Origin of the sequence: Variovorax sp. OV329 (assembly GCF_900114785.1) — a bacterium.
Lineage (GTDB): Bacteria > Pseudomonadota > Gammaproteobacteria > Burkholderiales > Burkholderiaceae_C > Variovorax.
On the sequence record NZ_FOUG01000005.1, the window covers coordinates 153502 to 169676 of the forward strand.

A 16175-nucleotide genomic window follows, 5' to 3' on the forward strand; every position below is an offset into this window, starting at 1 on the left:
CCCGGATCGTAGTGGTGAAGCGGCAGCATGCGCCACACCCGCCTGTTCGCTCAGCCCGGACGCTGCATCTTGCAGCTGGCCTGCGCCGGCACCGACACCGCGTCGGCACTGAACATCTTCACCGGCTTGAAGCCCATGTCGGTGCCGTCCGCCTTGTACTTCGCATCCTTGGACACCACCGAGACCACCAGCGGCATCTGCACCTGGTGGTCGGCCGCGCGCATGCTCATCTCGCCCATCGGCGTCTTGAGCTTGCCGGTCTCCAGTGCCTTGGCGAAGGCGTTGACGTCGAGCGCGCCGTTGACGGGCCTGGTCCGCTTGAGCGCGTCGGTGACCATCTCCAGGCCGAACACGGTCTGTGGCTCGACGAACACCGGTGCATGGCCGATCTTCGCCGTGTAGTCGGCCACGAAGCGTTCGCCGTCGGCACCGGCGGCTTCCGCATTGAAGGCGTGCGCCACGTAGTTGCCGATGGCCAGCTCGCCCGCGTTGCTGACGTTGCCCGGCTGGTCGAGGTAGACGGTGCCGAAGCGCGCCTTGAGGCCGCTGGCCTTGGCCGCCTTCATCATGAGCAGCAGGTCGTTGGACCAGTTGCCGGTCATCACCGTGTCGGCGCCCGAGGCGCTGATCTTGGACACGTAGGGCGCGAAGTCCTGGATCTTGTTGACGTCGTGCAGCGTCTTCTCGACCACCTGGTAGCCGCCGGGACCTGCGTTGTCGACGATGGCCTGCTCCATGTCCTGGCCCCAGGAGTAGTTCTGGTTGATGGCATAGACCTTGGTGCCCAGTGCCTTGGACTCCTTCATCGCCTGCACCAGGGCCTTGGCACGGATCTGCGCGTTGCCGGCGAAGCGGAAGTGATAGAAGTTGCACTTCTCGCCTGTGAGCTCCAGCGCCTCGGCGCCGACGTTGATGTAGACGATTTCCTTGCCGGGGTTGCGCAGGTTGTGCTTGCGCACGTCCTCGGTAATCTGGCCGCCGATGGCGGACGAGGAGCCCTGCACGACGATCTGCACGCCATCGGCGATGGCCGCCTTGAGCTTTTCCGAAGCACCTGTCGGGCCGCCCTGGTTGTCGTACTCGACCAGCTGCACCGGCTCCCCGTTCCAGCCACCCGCGGCATTGAACCGGTCGATGGCATAGCGCACGCCAGCGCGGTAGGCCTGGCCGGAAGAGGCCTGCGGGCCGGACAGCGTCTCGACCATGCCGATCTTCACCGGCGCGGCCTGGGCCGCCGCGGCAAACAGGAGGGCGGCCGGCAGCGCGGCGCGGGCAAGGTGGCGAACGACGGTCATGAACTTGTCTCCTTCAGTGGTGGTTGTGGAGCCGCGCGCAACGCACTTCACGTCACGCCGCGCAGCGGCTGCTTGCGCTGGAGAAGTCTCTGCAAAGGGGGCCTTCGACCCTATGTGCCGGCCACACACATTTGCACGCGCTTCGATGTCATCGGCACGCGCCGGCGGTTGGCAAAGGCAAGGAATCGAGACGGTGGCGTGCAGCCTCCCTGGAAACCCGACCTGGGGCTTTCCCGTGCTGTCCGCAAATGACTGCCGGCGTTGCCGCGCCCGACCTTTCGGGCCGGCATGCCGCGCTCCAACATCCGCCGCCAAGGCGCTGCATGTGGTCGCCGACCACGGCGCCCCACCAAGAAGCATTGGAGACTCTCGTGAAGCAACACCATTTGATCCTGTTCGGCTGCCTGAGCGCGATGACGCTGGCGGCCTGCGGCGGTGGCGGCAGCAATGGCAACGGCGGTGGCACCGGTACGCCGACATCACCCACGACGCCCACCACGCCGCCCGTGGTCGTCTCGCCGAAGGCCTGCGCCGACCTGGTCGGCATGGCGATCCCGGCCTCGGCCATCGGGCTGCCCACCACCGGCGCCAAGGTGACGGCGGCGACCGTCACCGCGGCGGCGGGAACAGGGGCGGCTGCGCTGCCCGAGTACTGCAATGTGCTGGCCAGCATCGCACCGGTCGACCCGAGCGCCCCGAACATCAACTTCCGCCTGGCGCTGCCCACCACATGGAACAAGAAGGTGGTCATGTTCGGCGGCGGCGGCTTCGATGGAACGCTTCCGAACGTGGCGGGCAACGTGCCCGCGGGCCCGGCCGACCAGCCGACGCCCCTGGGCCGGGGCTATGCCACCTTCGCCAGCGACTCGGGCCACCAGGCCAATGCCGCCGGCTCGCTGGACGGCCAGTTCCAGCTCAACGACGAGGCCGTCCGCAACTTCGGCGGCCATGCGCTCAAGAAGACGCGGGATGCCGCCCTCTACCTGATCAAGGCGCGCTATGCGGCCGGCGCACCGGTGAAGTCGTACTTCGCCGGCGGCTCGACCGGTGGCCGCGAGGCGGTCTCCGTGGCGCAGCGCTGGCCGCAGGACTGGGACGGCATCATCGCCTGGTACCCGGCGTGGAACCAGCTGTCGGCCATGCTGGGCGGCCACCGCATGAGCCGCGCCCTGGCCCAGCCGGGCGCCTATCCGAACACGCCCAAGCGCGCCCTCCTGCTCAAGGCGGTGCTGCAGGCCTGCGACACGCTGGACGGCGTGGCCGACGGCCTGGTCAGCAACCAGTTGAAGTGCAACAGCACCTTCGATCCCTCGGTGGCCCTGGTGGATGGCGCCCCGCTGCGCTGCGCGAACGGCGCCGACACCGGCGACACCTGCCTGTCCGACGCGCAGATCACCGCGCTCAAGACCATCAACACCGCGACCAGCTTCAACTTCTTCGTGGCCAGCGGCTCGACCGGCTACCCGGGCTACAACGTCTGGGGTGCCGACCTGGGCATCACCAGCAACCCGTCGCCACTGCAGCCGACCGTGACCTTCCTGAACTTCGGCACCGAGCAGCCGGCCATGCCCGTGCCGGCCGGCGCGCCCTACATCACCAAGCAGCTGGACCAGACGATCAAGTACGGCGTGACGCGCGACCCGCAGTTCGACTCGCTGTCCCTCGACCCGGAGAACCCGGGCCCGTGGGGCGCGCGCCTGAGCGAGCTGAGCACCATGCTCGACGTCAGCAGCGACCTGTCGGAATTCGCGGCGCGCGGCGGCAAGCTGCTGCTCGCGCACGGCCTGTCGGACGTGCTGGTGAGCACCCGCGCCACCGAGCAGTTCTACCAGCGCCTGCAGGCACAGTTCGGCCCGAGCTACGTGGACGGCTTCGCGCGCTACTACGAGGTGGCCGGCTATGGGCATGCGCTGAGCACCGTGTTCAACGCGACCTGGGATTCCCTCACCGCCCTGGAGCAATGGACGGAGAACGGCACGGCCCCCAAGGCCCAGGTGACCACCGATACCGTCGGCGTGCCGGGCCGCAAGCGCCCGCTGTGCGACTACCCGGCGTGGCCCAAGTACAAGGGCTCGGGCGATGTGAACGCCGCCGAATCCTTCAGCTGCGCGACCTTCTGAGCCAGCCGAGCCGCAACGCGTTCACATCGTTGCGGCCTCTTCTGTGTGACATGAGGACATAGGCAGCCTCCGCTGCGCCGCGCAGACTCGGCCAGGATCGATAGCCCTGGCGAGTCCGACGCATGTCACACCGGATACCGCCGCCCTGGGGGCGGCACTACCCTCCTTACCAGATCGCAGCCATCGCCCGGCTGCTTGCGGACAGGGGCCTGCCGGCAAGCGCCGTGCTGGCCGGCACGGGGCTGGATCCCGTGGCGCTGGACGACGTGGCGTGCCGCAGCTCGGTCATGCAACACCTGGCGGCCTGGCGCAACGCGCTGGAACTCGCGTCGGACCCGGGCCTGTCGTTCCAGCTCGGCCGCGGACTGCACCTGCCCGACCACGGGAGCTTCGGGCTGATGCTGTTGTCCTGCGAATCCGTCTCCGACTACTTCCGACGGGCCCAGGCCTGCCAGGGTCTGGTGGCCAGCGCCCTGACTCTGGAAGCGCGCATCGAGGGGGGCGATGCACTCTGGGTGCTCACCGACGGCGCCGCCCACGAGCTGCCGAATGCCCTGCACGATTTCCTCATCGAGCAGCAGGTTGCGCAGCTGGTGACCCAGATGCAGGACTTGCTGGGGCCGGAGGTCCGCCCTGCCCTGGCGCGCTTCGCGCATCCCGCGCCGCCGCATCGGGCGATCTACGCCCAGCAGTTGCAGTGCCCCAGCGTCTTCGGATGGCACCGCAACGAACTGCGCTTCGACGCAGAAGTGCTCTCGCGGCGGCCGCGACTGGCCAACGCCTTCACCGCCGCCGCGCTCCAGACGGCATGCGAGGGCGCGCTGGCGGAGATCGAGGATTCGCTGGGCCTTGCGGGCAAGGTCTACCAGGCCCTGTGCATGCTGCCCGAATTGGGCGCCGGCATGAAAGCGGTCGCATCGACCTTCCAGATGACCGAGCGCACGCTGCGAAGGCGCCTCGCGGGCGAGGGCACCTCCTTCTCCAGCATTGCCGACCAGGTCCGCCACCGCATGGCGACGCAGCACCTGCAGCGGCCTGGCGCGAGCGTCGAGCAGATCGCACTCATCACCGGCTTTTCGGACTCGGCCAACTTCCGGCGGGCCTTCCTGCGCTGGACCGGGATGACGCCGGCCCAGTTCCGCAGGCAGCACCAGGCGCACCATGGGCATCCGCAGCCAGCGCGCGCCGCGAGCCACCCTTTTTCGCTCGCGACGCAATGAGGGCGCGGCCGCCTGCTGCGTACGCCAAGGCCCCGCCTATCGCTTCACGCCCGGCCTCTGACCATGTCGAGCAGGCGACCCAAGATCCGCTCGCCGTCGGCCCGCAGGCCGTTGTGGGCGTACTCGTTGGTCACCCAGGCCCGCAGCCCACGAACGCCGCGGGCCGTCTCCTCGGCAAATGATCGCTCCACGTAGACATCGTCGACGTACACGGTGGCTGCCACCGGGACCTCATTGCGGGCGAGGCGGTCGGCGTCGTACAGGCGCGGCCACGAATGCTGGGCCAGAAGTTGCGCCACCTCGCGGTGCGCGCGCAAGCCGGAATAGTCATCCCACATCCAAGGGAAGACGTGCTCCGCGCCGAGGAGGTCGCCGGTCATCGCCTCCTCGGGTGCGAGCCGGTGTGCTGACCAGCGAGTGGCGCCCCCGTCGGCGTACGAGGACTCATGTAGCGTTGCGTAGATAGGATTGCGCTCCCAGGGAGACGCCATCTGCGCGTCGGACAAGAATGCCGCCGAGCCGAAGGGCAGTTCGAGCAGGTGGTGCAGCCGTTCGAACCCCGCGCTATCGCCAAGCCACATTCCGGTCTGCCGAAGCCGACGCGACCTGAGGCGATCGCCGTTGGGCAGGCGGACGTCTTCCTCGTCCAGCCGGCGCAGGATCGTTCGCAACCGTTCGAGGTCTCCTGGGTATCGGGCGTGATAGCGCTGATTCGCTTCGCGTACGCGCGCCCATGTCGCCGCGTAGACCTCATCGACCGGCCGATTCGTGATCGGCGCGAGTCCGCCGGTGATCAGCACCTCCCGCAGTCCCTCGGGCGCCAGCGACAGATAGCTAAGCGAGGTGAATCCCCCGAAGCTCTGACCGAGCAGGCTCCAGCGCTCGACGCCCAGTTCATCGCGGATCAGTTCAAGGTCCCGCACGATGGAGTCGGCGCGGAAATGCGTGAGGTACTCGGCCTGGTCGGCAGGCGCTGCCCCGGGGATGACTGGCCCGACGGGGCTGGAGCGCCCTGTGCCGCGCTGGTCGAGCAGGAGAACCCGGAAGTCGCCAAGGGCACGCGCCATCCACCCTGAAGGCGGACTCGTCGGGCGGGTCGCCTCGAAGCCCGGGCCGCCCTGCAGGAACACGAGATAGGGCCGGTCAAATCCGTCCGGGGCAGCAAGCTCGCGCGTGAACACGCTGATCGTGCCACGCGACGCGTCGCCGTGAACCAAGGGAACCGAGTGCTCGCGCTCGGTCAAAACTGCCCCGGGCATGTGGTAGGTTGAACTCATGGTTCGCATTAGAACCGGAAGGTGCGCCCGCCGGCGATCGCGCGGAACCTGGCCCGCAGAAGGACTTGGCGCGCCTGGATGAGGCCATGCCGGCGCAGAGCGCATCGGAGGGGACGCCGGCGTGGCTCTTCGGCCCGGGCGCCTGGTGCATGAAGAGTGCTTGGCAAGTACGAAGGGCTTGAAAGCGCGACGGCTTGACCCCTTTCGGGTCGGCAAGTACATTGAAATCGCGCGCGTTCACCCTTTCCGGGCAGTTTCAACGGGTCCACAAGAATGAAGCTGAGCGACCTCCATACCGGACTTAGTCTCCACTTCGATGCGGCTCTTGCCAAGGGCTCAGGAGATGTCGAAGTCGGGGAATTCTCAAAATCATCCTCGGTCTCCGGAGCCATCGTCCCGACGCCGTCGGACGATTGGGGCACTTTGAAGCGGGTCCTTTCGCTGCCCGATCGCGCGAACAAGCCGCTGTCTACGCCTTTCGCCGTTGCGTATGTCCCCTACAGAGAGGGGCGGATTCACTATCACCAGGGGAATGACGCTGTGCTGAGCGGCGAGTATTCCGGGTGCCTCATGGCGGTTTACAGCGGCAACCATCACCGCCGGGTCGCCCACGTGCCCAAAGCGAGTTCGATCGACAACGATTGCATCGGCGAATTTCGGGATTACTTTCAGGATCATTCAACGCTGACAAGCGATCTGAAAACGAAGCATGCCAAGAAGAACCACAAGCTCGATCACTACTTTCAGCCCTTTGTCGAAAGCCGGGATGCCGATATCCAATCGGCCTTGATCGGCAAGTTGATCGGGGAGAGTGTGATCGCCGATCCCTATGGCTTCACGGTCTTCGGCTTGGTCACCGCCGTCGACAACATGTGCATCTCGATCTGGGCGGTAAAGCCGAAAAAGCAACCCTCGAATGGCGAAATGTGGCACCTGGTCCTGGTTCGGGCGAGGGCACCGGTGATGGATTTCAAGGCGCTGGTCCACAAGAAAAATCGTGCGTGCCAGGGAGATGCGTAGCGGCCTCGCAGTCCGAGTACCCTATGGCAGGGGCTTGCTGCCATCACTGGATTTATCTATCCAACGAAAGCGATTCACCACGTCCGAGACTGATTCGGCTCAGCAGGGAAAAGCGGCTTCTCGTCGGAACGAGATTCGGGTCCCGGTCGTGGTGTGGATCCGCTTGGTTGCTTGAGGACTGATGAATGAACTTCTCCGTTGCTGCCGCCCCCGCTGCCCCGCTGCCCAGCGTGCTGGCGATCTCGGTTCTTCTGGCCGGCTGCGTCTATCCCTACCCGACGCCGGTGCCGGTTCAGCAACCCGCCACCGTGGTGACGACGACGACCACGACCTCCCCGTCGCCCGGCGCCGTCCGCACACCTGCACCTGTGTCGACGGCGCCAGCAGCGGATGGCACCTTCAGCCAGGCGCAGATCGACCAGCTGATGGCGCCCATTGCGCTGTATCCCGACTCCCTGCTCTCGCAGGTGCTGATGGCCTCCACCTACCCGGCGGACGTCGCCGATGCGGCCAAGTGGTCCAAGGCCAATCCCCAGCAATCGGGCGACGCCGCGGTGCGCGCCGTCGAGAACCAGCCCTGGGATCCGAGCGTGAAGTCCCTGATCGCCTTTCCGCAGGTGATCCAGGCGATGGGAGAAAAGCCCGACTGGGTGCAGAACCTCGGCGACGCCTTCCTCGCGTCTTCCAAGGACGTGCTCGACTCGGCGCAGCGGCTGCGCACCAAGGCCCAGCAGACCGGCAGCCTCAAGACCACCGAACAGCAGACGGTGAAGGTGGAACAGGAGCCGCAGACGCAGCAGACCGTCATCAAGATCGAGCCCACCAATCCGCAGACCGTCTATGTGCCGACGTACAACCCGGCGGTGGTGTACGGCACCTGGCCCTACCCGGCCTATCCGCCCTACTACTGGTACCCGCCATCGATGTACTACCCCGGCTACTACCCGGGCTACTACGCGGGATCGGCACTGGCCTTCGGCATCGGGGTGGCGGCGGTGGGAGCCCTTTGGGGCAACTGCAACTGGGGCGGTGGCGACATCAACATCAACACCAACCGCTACAACAACATCAATTCCAACCGCCAGATCCGCGGCGACCAGAACAAGTTCCAGCACAACGCGCAGAACCGGCGCGGCGTGCCCTACCGCGACAGCCGCAGCCAGCAGCAGTTCGGCCGGAACGTGCCCGGCGCCGAGAACCGTGGCGACTTCCGGGGTCGGGACGCCCAGCGGCAGCAGGCGCAAAGCAACCTCCAGCAGCGCGGCATGGACCCCGGCGCAGGGCGCGAGCAGTTGCGCAACGACCCTGGCGCACGCCAGCGCGCCGAGTCCGCAGCCAGGGGCGACAGGGGCAGCTTCGGCGGCGGCGCGGGCCGTGACAACGCCTTCAGCGGTGTCGGCAATGCCGGTCAATCACGCCAGCAGTTCGACCGTGGCAATGCCAGCCGCCAATCCATGCAGCGCAGCGGCAACATTGGGGGCGGCTACAGCGGCGCTGGTCGTGGGGGTGGCAGCTTCAGCGGCGGTGGCCGTGGTGGCGGCGGCTTCTCCGGCGGCGGCCGTGGAGGCGGTGGCGGTCGGGGCGGCGGACGCCGATAGGCCGGGACAGGAAAGGATCGACCATGAGCAGTTCAACCCATCGCAGGCCTGTCCGCTTCGTCGCTGCCGCAGCGCTCGTTGCTGGGCTCCTGGGCCCGCTGGCGGCCGCTGCGCAGCAGGCATTTTCCAGCACGGAGGCGGCAGCCCAGGCCTTCCGCGATGCCATTGCGAACAACGACGTGAAGGCGCTCGAAAAGGTGCTCGGCCGGGACTGGCGGCGCTTCGTGCCGCGCGACGAGATCGGCCAGGGCGAGTTGCAGACCTTCCTGGCGGCCTGGGACAAGAAGCACAGCGTGGTTTCCACCGGCCAGGACAAGGCGGCACTGGCCGTCGGCGATGGCGGCTGGACCCTTCCGATTCCCCTGGTGATGTCGGGCGGGAGTTGGCGCTTCGACCCCAGCGCCGGCGCAGACGAGATGCGCACACGGCGCATCGGCAGCAACGAGCTGAACGCCATGCAGGCCGTGCTGGCGTACTTCGACGCGCAGAAGGAATACGCGCAGCGCGACCGGGATGGTGACGGCGTCCTCTCGTATGCGCAGAAATTCGCCAGTACGCCGGGGCGGCGCGACGGCCTGTACTGGGCGGCCGATGCGCAGGGAGAAAGCCCGCTCGGGCCGCGCTTCAGCGCCGTGAAGCCCGGCGAGGGCTACTACGGCTACCACTACAAGATCCTCACCGCCCAGGGCAAGGACGCACCGGGCGGTGCCTACGACTACGTCATCGGGAACCGCATGCGCGCGGGCTTCGCGCTGGTGGCCTGGCCCATCCACTACGGCGACACCGGGGTGACCAGCTTCATGATCAGCCACGATGGCGTGCTCTACCAGAAGGACCTGGGGCCCGACAGCGCGGCCATCGCGAAGGGGATGAAGGCCTTCAATCCGGATTCATCCTGGAGCAAGGTTTCTGTGCCCTGATGGGCAGTTCATCAACCGATCGACTCCCATCCAACGGAAAACCGAATGAACAAGCACCTCACGCATATCGCCGCCGCCGTGCTGGTCGGCCTCCTTGCCCTCCCGGCGTCTGCGCAGCAGAACCCCGACTCGGTCGTGGTCGGCGCGACGGCACCGGGCCAGGCCGCGCTTGCGCGCACCACCCGGGTCACCGCGACGGTCGAGTCGGTGGATGCCGCCAACCGCCGCGTCACGCTCAAGGGGCCGCGCGGCAAGGTCGTGCCCCTGCAGGTGGGGCCCGAGGTGAAGAACCTCGACAAGGTGAAGGTAGGCGACCGCGTGGCGGTGGAATACCTCGAGGCCTTGACGCTCACGCTCAAGAAGGATGGCAAGGAGTTGCGAGGCAGCAAGTTCGCCGAGGGCGGGGCGCGATCGGCTGCAGGCGAGCCCCCGGCGGGCGTCGTTGCACAGCAGCTCGAGGTCACTGCGGACGTGACAGCCGTCGACAGGAAGAAGCAGGTGGTCACGCTGCGCGGGCCGAACCGGACCGTCGACCTGAAGGTGCGCGATCCCGAGCAACTCAAGCTGATCAAGGTCGGCGACCAGGTGCAGGCGGTTTACACCGAGGCACTCGCGTTGGGCCTCGAGCCGGTGGCGCACAAGAAGTAGCGCGGCGCGCACGAGACCTTCCAGGCATCGATGCAGGGGTTTCGCGCGATTCAATCCGCCGAAGGCTTGTCCAGACACGCAACTTCATGACAAGAATCAAAGTGAACCTGCCGGAAGAAATCAGACAACTTGGCGACGACGAACTGGCAGCGCTGGCTGCACAGTGGCGGGCTCGCGCCCTGCACGGCGACCGTGATGCCAACGGCAAGGCTCACGAGCTGGAGCGCGAGCTCCGTCGTCGAAGCGGCGCACTCTCCACGCTGGGTGCGGAACTGCGAAATCCGGCATCGAAGAAGTCACCTTGGTGGGCCTTCTGGCGCGGGTGACGCGGACCTGAGGGACCGCCCTCCAGCCCTTCCGCGTTGGAGGGCGACCATCAAGGCCCCACGGCCCTCGGCGTCGCGGGAATCAACATCGTCAAGCCATAGTCCGAGAGATCCTGCGCGGAGAGCCAGGTCACGCGATCCGGTGCGGTTTGCATCATGCGGTCATGCAGCGAGCCCGGCAGGCCCATCTCCTCGAGGTACTGCCTGGTCTGGGCATTGATGCCCTCGTACTGCGCCTTCTTGGCCCGGGCCGAGGTGACCCCGTCGTTGGGGAGGTAGGGCCGATGGATGCCGACCCGGCCCCCCACGTACCGCCCCTGCCCCGCCGCCAGGAGGTACACACACGCGCTGACACATGAGGCACCCGTCTCCACGCGCGTCATGAACGCGTGCTTCCTGATGACTCTGCCGATGGACATGGCGACCCAGATGCTGCCGCCGCGGCTGTCGAGGGCCACGTTGACCAATCCCTTGCCATGCGCCGGTGCACGCGAGCTTCTGTTCGCTGCCGCCTGTCGCGCGGTCTCGGCAATGGCGGTGAACGCCTCGACATCGGCCTGGACAAGTTCGCCCTTGATCAGGATCAGCGCAGGCCGATTGCCGGTGGGTGCCTGGTAGTGAACGCGCGCCCAGGCGGGAAGAATGCAGGCGGAGGCGGCCATCAGGACGATGGATGAGCGCCAGATCCTGAGCCCGCGCATGACGATCGAAATCCTGGACATCGGCCTAGCCTAGCCCATCAACAGCGCTTTGTATTCGTGGCTGAAGTGATGCAGCGAGCTTTGCACCACGGTCGCCGCGCCGTCGATGAGCCCGCACCGGCCGCTTCCGGGAAGGAGCTGGCAAAGGTTCGCGAGGGCCACCAGGTCGGCGCGCACCCCGCGACCCGTGTCGATGCGGTTGAGCACACGCGCGAGCTGGAAGGTGCCGCCCTTGCACGGTGGGCACTGACCGCACGACCCCTGGGCAAAGAAGTTCACGTACTCCGCCACCTTGCGCACGATGCTCGTGCCTTCGGACACCACGATCATCGCCCCGGTCCCCAGGCGCGACTGCCGCTGGCGAACCGAGTCGAAGTCCAGCGGCACGTCCAGGTCGCTGCGGGTGAGCAGCGTGTTGGACGGTCCGCCCGTGAACACCGCCTTGAACTCCTTGCCCTGCAGCATTCCAGCGCCGTGTTCGAACACGAGTTCCTGCAGGCTCGTGCCCATCGGCAACTCGTACAGGCCGGGCCGCAGCACGTCGCCCGACAGGGAGTAGAGCTTGGTGCCCGACGCAGCCCCCAGGCCCAGTCCACGGTACCAGGACGCGCCCTCGCGCAGGATGCCCGGCAGGTGCGCCAGGGTTTCGGTGTTGTTGACGATGGTGGGGACGCCATGCACGCCGCTTTGCGCCGGAAAGGGCGGCTTGCGGCGCGGAAAGGGAAAGCCGCCTTCCACGGTCGCGATCACGGCCGTTTCCTCGCCGCCGATGTAGAGACCCGAACTCGGCACCACCGACATCGACAGCGGCACACCCAGCCATGCCTCGATCGCCGAGATGTGCTCATGTTGCCGCCATTGGTCCACTGCTTCCCGGACGACGGCCAGGGCGCGCGATTCATGCGGATTCACGTAGAGGACCACATGGTTGGCACGGGTGGCGACGGCCGCGATGAGGGCGCCCTCGATGACCTGGTGCGGCGTGTGCTCGAGCAGGAAGCGATCCTTGAAGGTGCCGGGCTCATCCTCGTTGCCGTTGCAGATGACGTACTTGTCGCCATCGGGTGCGGCAGCCACCGGCGCCCACTTGCGATGGGTCGGGAAGCCGGCGCCGCCCATGCCCCGCAGGTCGGCCTGCTCGATCTGCGCGATCACGGCACCAGGTTCTCGCAAGGCCGCGGCCAGGCCCTCGCCACCACCGACAGACAGCCACGCCGCCAGGTCGGCGCCGATCCGGCTTTCTTCCTTGAGCAGGACCTGGTTCGCCTTGTTCATCGTGTCGGTCCAGTGCGCTCAGCGCACCCCTGCGACCACGCGGCCGTGCCCGCTCGGGCGCATCTGGGCGTCGGTCCGAAGGTCGAAGTGAGCGTATTCAGGGAACAGCAGCGGCGAGCGCAGGTCCAGCGGCAGCCCAGCCAGCGTGAGTTCGCGCTGCCAGTCGTACACGTGAGAGATGCCTGCGCGGCCGCTGATCACGCCGCCCGCCGATTCCGCCGCCTTTGCGCCCGCGCGCCTTCCCATGCTCAGGATGTCGAGCAGGGCGTTGCCCATCAGCCGGTTGCGGCCATGGATGCCGCCGCTGAGCTCGCCCACGCAGTGCAGTCCCTCGACCGCTGTGGCGCCGTCCTTGTCGATGTCGACGCCGCCGTTCTGGTAGTGCAGCGTGGGGTAGACCATGAAGGGCTCCGCGGCCGGGTCGTGGCCGCACCTGGCGGCCAGGTGGCGCAGCGTGACCAGGCGCTTCTCCAGGATGCCGGGGTGTTCCATCTCGAGCGTCGGCGTGTCGAGGAAGACGCCGACCTGGCCGTTGCGCTCGATCCCGCGTCCTTCGCCGCATTCGCGCAAGATCGCGGAGGCGACCACGTCGCGGGCCTTGAGCTCGTCGACGAAGCGCTCGCCCACGCCGTTGACCAGCTTCGCACCGGCCGAACGGGCGGCCTCGGAGATCAGTCCCCCCGCGAGGTGGGGCGGGTAGGCGATGCCGGTCGGGTGGTACTGGAAGGAGTCGAGTTCGCGCAGCCTGGCGCCCAGGCGGTAAGCCAGCACCAGGCCATCGGCGGTGGCGCCGTAATGGTTGGAGGTGGGGAAGCGATTGAGGTGCAGCCGTCCCGTGCCGCCCGTGGCAAGGATCATTGAGCGTGCACGCACCATCACGAAGCTGCGCCACTCGAGGTTGTAGATCACGGCGCCTGCGCATCGGCCGCGCTCGTCGGACAGCAGCTCCACCGCCGGGCACCGGTTCCAGACCGAGATGCCGGGCTCCAGGGCCACTGCCTCGCGCAGCACGCGCATCATCTCGAGTCCGGTGTAGTCGCGGTAGGAGTGGATGCGCGCTGCAGAGGCCCCGCCCGGCTTCTTGCGCAGCAGCTTCCCGCCCATGGGGCCGCCCTCTTCGAGGTCGAACATCATGCCCAGCTGGATCAGCCAGCGCAGGACGTCCGGGCCGTCCATCACCATCTGCGCCACCAGTTCGGGCTCCGCGCAATGGTGCCCGGCGCGCAGGGTGTCCTCGAAGTGAAGCTGCGGGCTGTCGTCCGCGCCCACGGCGGCCTGGATGCCGCCTTCCGCCATCACCGTGTTGCTGTCGCCCAGCCGCAGCTTGGTGGCGAGAATGACCTTCGCGCCCTGGCGGGCTGCCGTCAGCGCCGCGGCACAGCCCGCGCCGCCGCCGCCGATGACCAGCACGTCGGTGGTCACCAGCTGCGCGCCGGCGAGGTCGATGTCGTCGATCAGCGAGTTGGCCTGCAGCAGCCGGGCAAGGTCGGGCTGGCAGGCATCGCCCCGGTTGACCCCGGCGGCCAGGGGAACGCGCGCGTTCGCCCCGTGGTCGGGATGCCAGTCCTGGAGCAGCTGCTGCACCGGCGTGGCATCTTCCCGGAACGCGGGTGCCGCGCCGGCCTTGTAGCGCCGGCGTGCGTCCTCGTAGGGGATGGAGCCTTTCATGTCCGACGGTCTTCCGTCAGCGTGGCGGCTGTGCGCCGGGCGCATCGAAGTCGATCGCCATGTCGCCGCGCTCGATCTGCTCCAGCCGTCGCATCAGGTCGGCGGGCCGCAGCGACAGGCTGGCAACCATGCGCCGCACGAACAGGCCCAGGTGGTTCGGGCCGATGTGCTCGGGACATGCGAGGGTGCACAGGTTGCACATGACGCACTCGTCGAAGACCTGGGCGGACGCGTTCAGCTCGCCTTCCACCGCAAGGTTGACGCCGCGCTGCACCTCCAGTCCCTTGGGGCACGCGCGGTCGCAGCCGCTGCAGTGGCGGCAATGCGGTGCCTCTGGAAAGATCTCCAGCAGCTTGCGAGGCGCCTGCCAGCTGTCCGCGATGTCCTCGATGCGGTAGACATGATGGGTGGAGGGCGTCAGGTAGTCGATGAAGGAGACCTGCATGCCGTCCTCGACCACGGTTTCGCAGGCCAGCTCGGTCTTCACTTCCTGCTGGCCGGCGCGCCGGACCATGACACGGCAGGAGCCGCAAACGCCCTGTCCCATGCAGCCGACACCCGCGACGAGCGTTTCTCCCGCCTGCACGAAGGCCTGCAGGATCGAGCTGGCGGCCGGTGCCTCGATAGCCCGGCCTTCGACAATGAGGCGTTGCATCCTGTCGTCTTTTTTCATCGGCTGCGTGTGGGGCGCGACGGTGATCCCTCCAAGGGACGCAAGAAACAATAGCACAGCGAGGAGGTTCCATGAGCATCCCGTGGAAGGCTCTGGCCGCCGTTGCCGTGGCGATCGCGGTGGCCCCGGTTCCCGCGCCTGCAGGGGGCAGCACGCGTGGTATTGCTTCGCCATCCTCGCCGGCGTGATCGGGATCTTCGGCGGCGATCAGATTTCGTCTGTGATCCGCGGCGACTTCTTCCCGGCCCTTCTGCTCCTTTGGGTCAGCCAGGTCGCGGCCCAGGGCATCACGAGTTGATCCGGATCGATGATCGATGTGAGGGGCAGACACGGAGCAGCTTTGCCCCAGAGCTTGCGACGACAGATCTTTCCACTGTCACCGCTTCGCTCATGCCAAACGCGGACTCTTCCAGGAAAGAATCAGTCAAGAGAGATCTGCCGGTCGCGAATGAGCTTTGGCCAATACCTGGATTCATCGCTCCAGTGCTTGGCCATCCCAGCGGCATCGCTCGGTGTGGCTTCGAGGCCCATGGTGGCGAACTGCGTTTGGATTGCAGGTGAAGCGATGGCCTTCTGCAGTTCGGTACTCAGCTTGGCAATAACGTCCTTCGGCGTTGACGAGGGCACGACCAAGCCTTGCCAGGCAGCCGCCTCCATGTCCGTGTAGCCCAGTTCCATCAGAGTCGGAACGTCCGGCATCGATGGCAACCTGCCCTTTGAGAACGTCGCCAGCGGTTTGAGCTTGCCGGCTTTCATCATCTGCATGCCTGCCGCCGTGTCGACCACCATGATCGGAAGTTGCCCGCCAACCACGTCCTGAATAGCCGGAGCGGCGCCTTTGTAAGCGACGTGTGCCACGTCAACCTTGGTCCGCTCCTTCAGCATCTCCATCGCAAGATGATGCGGACTGCCAATGCCCGGCGTCGCGTAGCTGAGCTTGCCAGGTTGCTTTCGCATGGCATCGATGAGTTCCTTCGCGCTGCCATACCCCGAGTTGGGGTTGACCGCCAGCACAAGTGGAAATTTGGCCATCAGGCCGACAGGTGCAAAGTCCTTGTTCGGGTCGTATGGCAACTTCTTGAAGAGCGCCGTGTTGAAGATCAGGGTTCCATTGTCCGCCGTGAGGACGGTGTAGCCGTCTGCTGGCGACTTCGCCACCGCGTCGGCCCCGATGACGGTTGCGCCGCCGGGCCGATTGTCGATCAGCACCGACTGGCCGAGTTGCGCGGAGAGCTGAGCACCGACCGCACGAGCCAGCGCGTCGGATCCACCTCCAGCCGAGTAGGCAACCACCCATCGGATGGGCTTGGTCGGATACGCATCGGCTGCGGTGGCACTGGACACGGCGACCGATAGGAACGTACAGGCGATGGCGAGGATCTTCGAAGGCGTCATGGTTTTTTCTCCTAGTGGTTTGGGCGATGGACTGAACGC

Annotated in this window: 14 protein-coding genes; 7 read left to right on the forward strand and 7 right to left on the reverse strand. The window is 66.9% G+C overall.

Translation table 11 applies throughout. The features are described 5' to 3' along the window. Window positions 1-50: 50 nt before the first annotated feature. Window positions 51-1295: a branched-chain amino acid ABC transporter substrate-binding protein gene (locus BM345_RS10230; RefSeq protein ID WP_093378765.1), complete on the reverse strand. Its 1245-nt coding sequence runs from the start codon at window positions 1293-1295 to the stop codon at window positions 51-53. Window positions 1296-1708: 413 nt separating this feature from the next. Between BM345_RS10230 and BM345_RS10235 the strand changes: the two genes are divergently transcribed. Together BM345_RS10235 and BM345_RS10240 are read left to right on the forward strand one after the other, a co-directional pair. Continuing rightward, the gene (locus BM345_RS10235; protein ID WP_093379438.1) at window positions 1709-3415 is read left to right on the forward strand and encodes a tannase/feruloyl esterase family alpha/beta hydrolase; all 1707 of its coding nucleotides are present in this window, start codon (window positions 1709-1711) and stop codon (window positions 3413-3415) included. 122 nt (window positions 3416-3537) lie between these two features. Beyond that, window positions 3538-4635: an AraC family transcriptional regulator gene (locus BM345_RS10240; RefSeq protein ID WP_093378768.1), complete on the forward strand. Its 1098-nt coding sequence runs from the start codon at window positions 3538-3540 to the stop codon at window positions 4633-4635. Window positions 4636-4679: 44 nt separating this feature from the next. Here the strand turns inward: BM345_RS10240 and BM345_RS10245 are convergent, their stop codons facing one another. Beyond that, complete coding sequence (locus BM345_RS10245; RefSeq protein WP_093378771.1) at window positions 4680-5912, reverse strand: alpha/beta fold hydrolase; 1233 nt, start codon at window positions 5910-5912, stop codon at window positions 4680-4682. 273 nt (window positions 5913-6185) lie between these two features. Between BM345_RS10245 and BM345_RS10250 the strand changes: the two genes are divergently transcribed. The 5 genes from BM345_RS10250 (at window position 6186) to BM345_RS29670 (ending at window position 10424) form a co-directional block, all read left to right on the forward strand. Beyond that, window positions 6186-6932: a hypothetical protein gene (locus BM345_RS10250; protein ID WP_093378774.1), complete on the forward strand. Its 747-nt coding sequence runs from the start codon at window positions 6186-6188 to the stop codon at window positions 6930-6932. A 185-nt stretch (window positions 6933-7117) separates the two neighbouring features. Then, window positions 7118-8530 (forward strand): DUF3300 domain-containing protein, encoded by a 1413-nt coding sequence (locus BM345_RS30745; RefSeq protein ID WP_093378776.1) that lies wholly within the window; start codon window positions 7118-7120, stop codon window positions 8528-8530. A 23-nt stretch (window positions 8531-8553) separates the two neighbouring features. Continuing rightward, window positions 8554-9450: a DUF2950 domain-containing protein gene (locus tag BM345_RS10260; RefSeq protein WP_093378779.1), complete on the forward strand. Its 897-nt coding sequence runs from the start codon at window positions 8554-8556 to the stop codon at window positions 9448-9450. Between the two features lie 45 nt (window positions 9451-9495). Further along, a complete protein-coding gene (locus tag BM345_RS10265) occupies window positions 9496-10098 on the forward strand; it encodes a hypothetical protein (RefSeq protein ID WP_093378782.1) in 603 nt (200 codons plus the stop codon). Window positions 10099-10184: 86 nt separating this feature from the next. After that, window positions 10185-10424 carry a hypothetical protein gene (locus BM345_RS29670; RefSeq protein WP_175544964.1) on the forward strand — a complete coding sequence of 80 codons (240 nt, stop codon included), beginning with the start codon at window positions 10185-10187 and terminating at the stop codon, window positions 10422-10424. A gap of 50 nt (window positions 10425-10474) precedes the next feature. On the opposite strand, the gene BM345_RS10270 is transcribed toward BM345_RS29670, so the two are convergent. The 5 genes from BM345_RS10270 to BM345_RS10295 form a co-directional block, all read right to left on the reverse strand. Beyond that, window positions 10475-11146: a COG3904 family protein gene (locus BM345_RS10270; RefSeq protein ID WP_093378785.1), complete on the reverse strand. Its 672-nt coding sequence runs from the start codon at window positions 11144-11146 to the stop codon at window positions 10475-10477. 9 nt (window positions 11147-11155) lie between these two features. Next, window positions 11156-12400, reverse strand: a complete 1245-nt coding sequence (locus BM345_RS10275) for a complex I 51 kDa subunit family protein (RefSeq protein ID WP_093378788.1) — start codon at window positions 12398-12400, stop codon at window positions 11156-11158. Between the two features lie 18 nt (window positions 12401-12418). Further along, on the reverse strand, window positions 12419-14068 hold the full coding sequence (locus BM345_RS10280) for an FAD-dependent oxidoreductase (RefSeq protein WP_093378791.1): 1650 nt from the start codon (window positions 14066-14068) through the stop codon (window positions 12419-12421). A 16-nt stretch (window positions 14069-14084) separates the two neighbouring features. Continuing rightward, window positions 14085-14723, reverse strand: a complete 639-nt coding sequence (locus tag BM345_RS10285) for a 4Fe-4S dicluster domain-containing protein (RefSeq protein WP_093378793.1) — start codon at window positions 14721-14723, stop codon at window positions 14085-14087. 438 nt (window positions 14724-15161) lie between these two features. Then, window positions 15162-16136 (reverse strand): Bug family tripartite tricarboxylate transporter substrate binding protein, encoded by a 975-nt coding sequence (locus tag BM345_RS10295; protein WP_093378798.1) that lies wholly within the window; start codon window positions 16134-16136, stop codon window positions 15162-15164. Window positions 16137-16175: the final 39 nt, after the last annotated feature.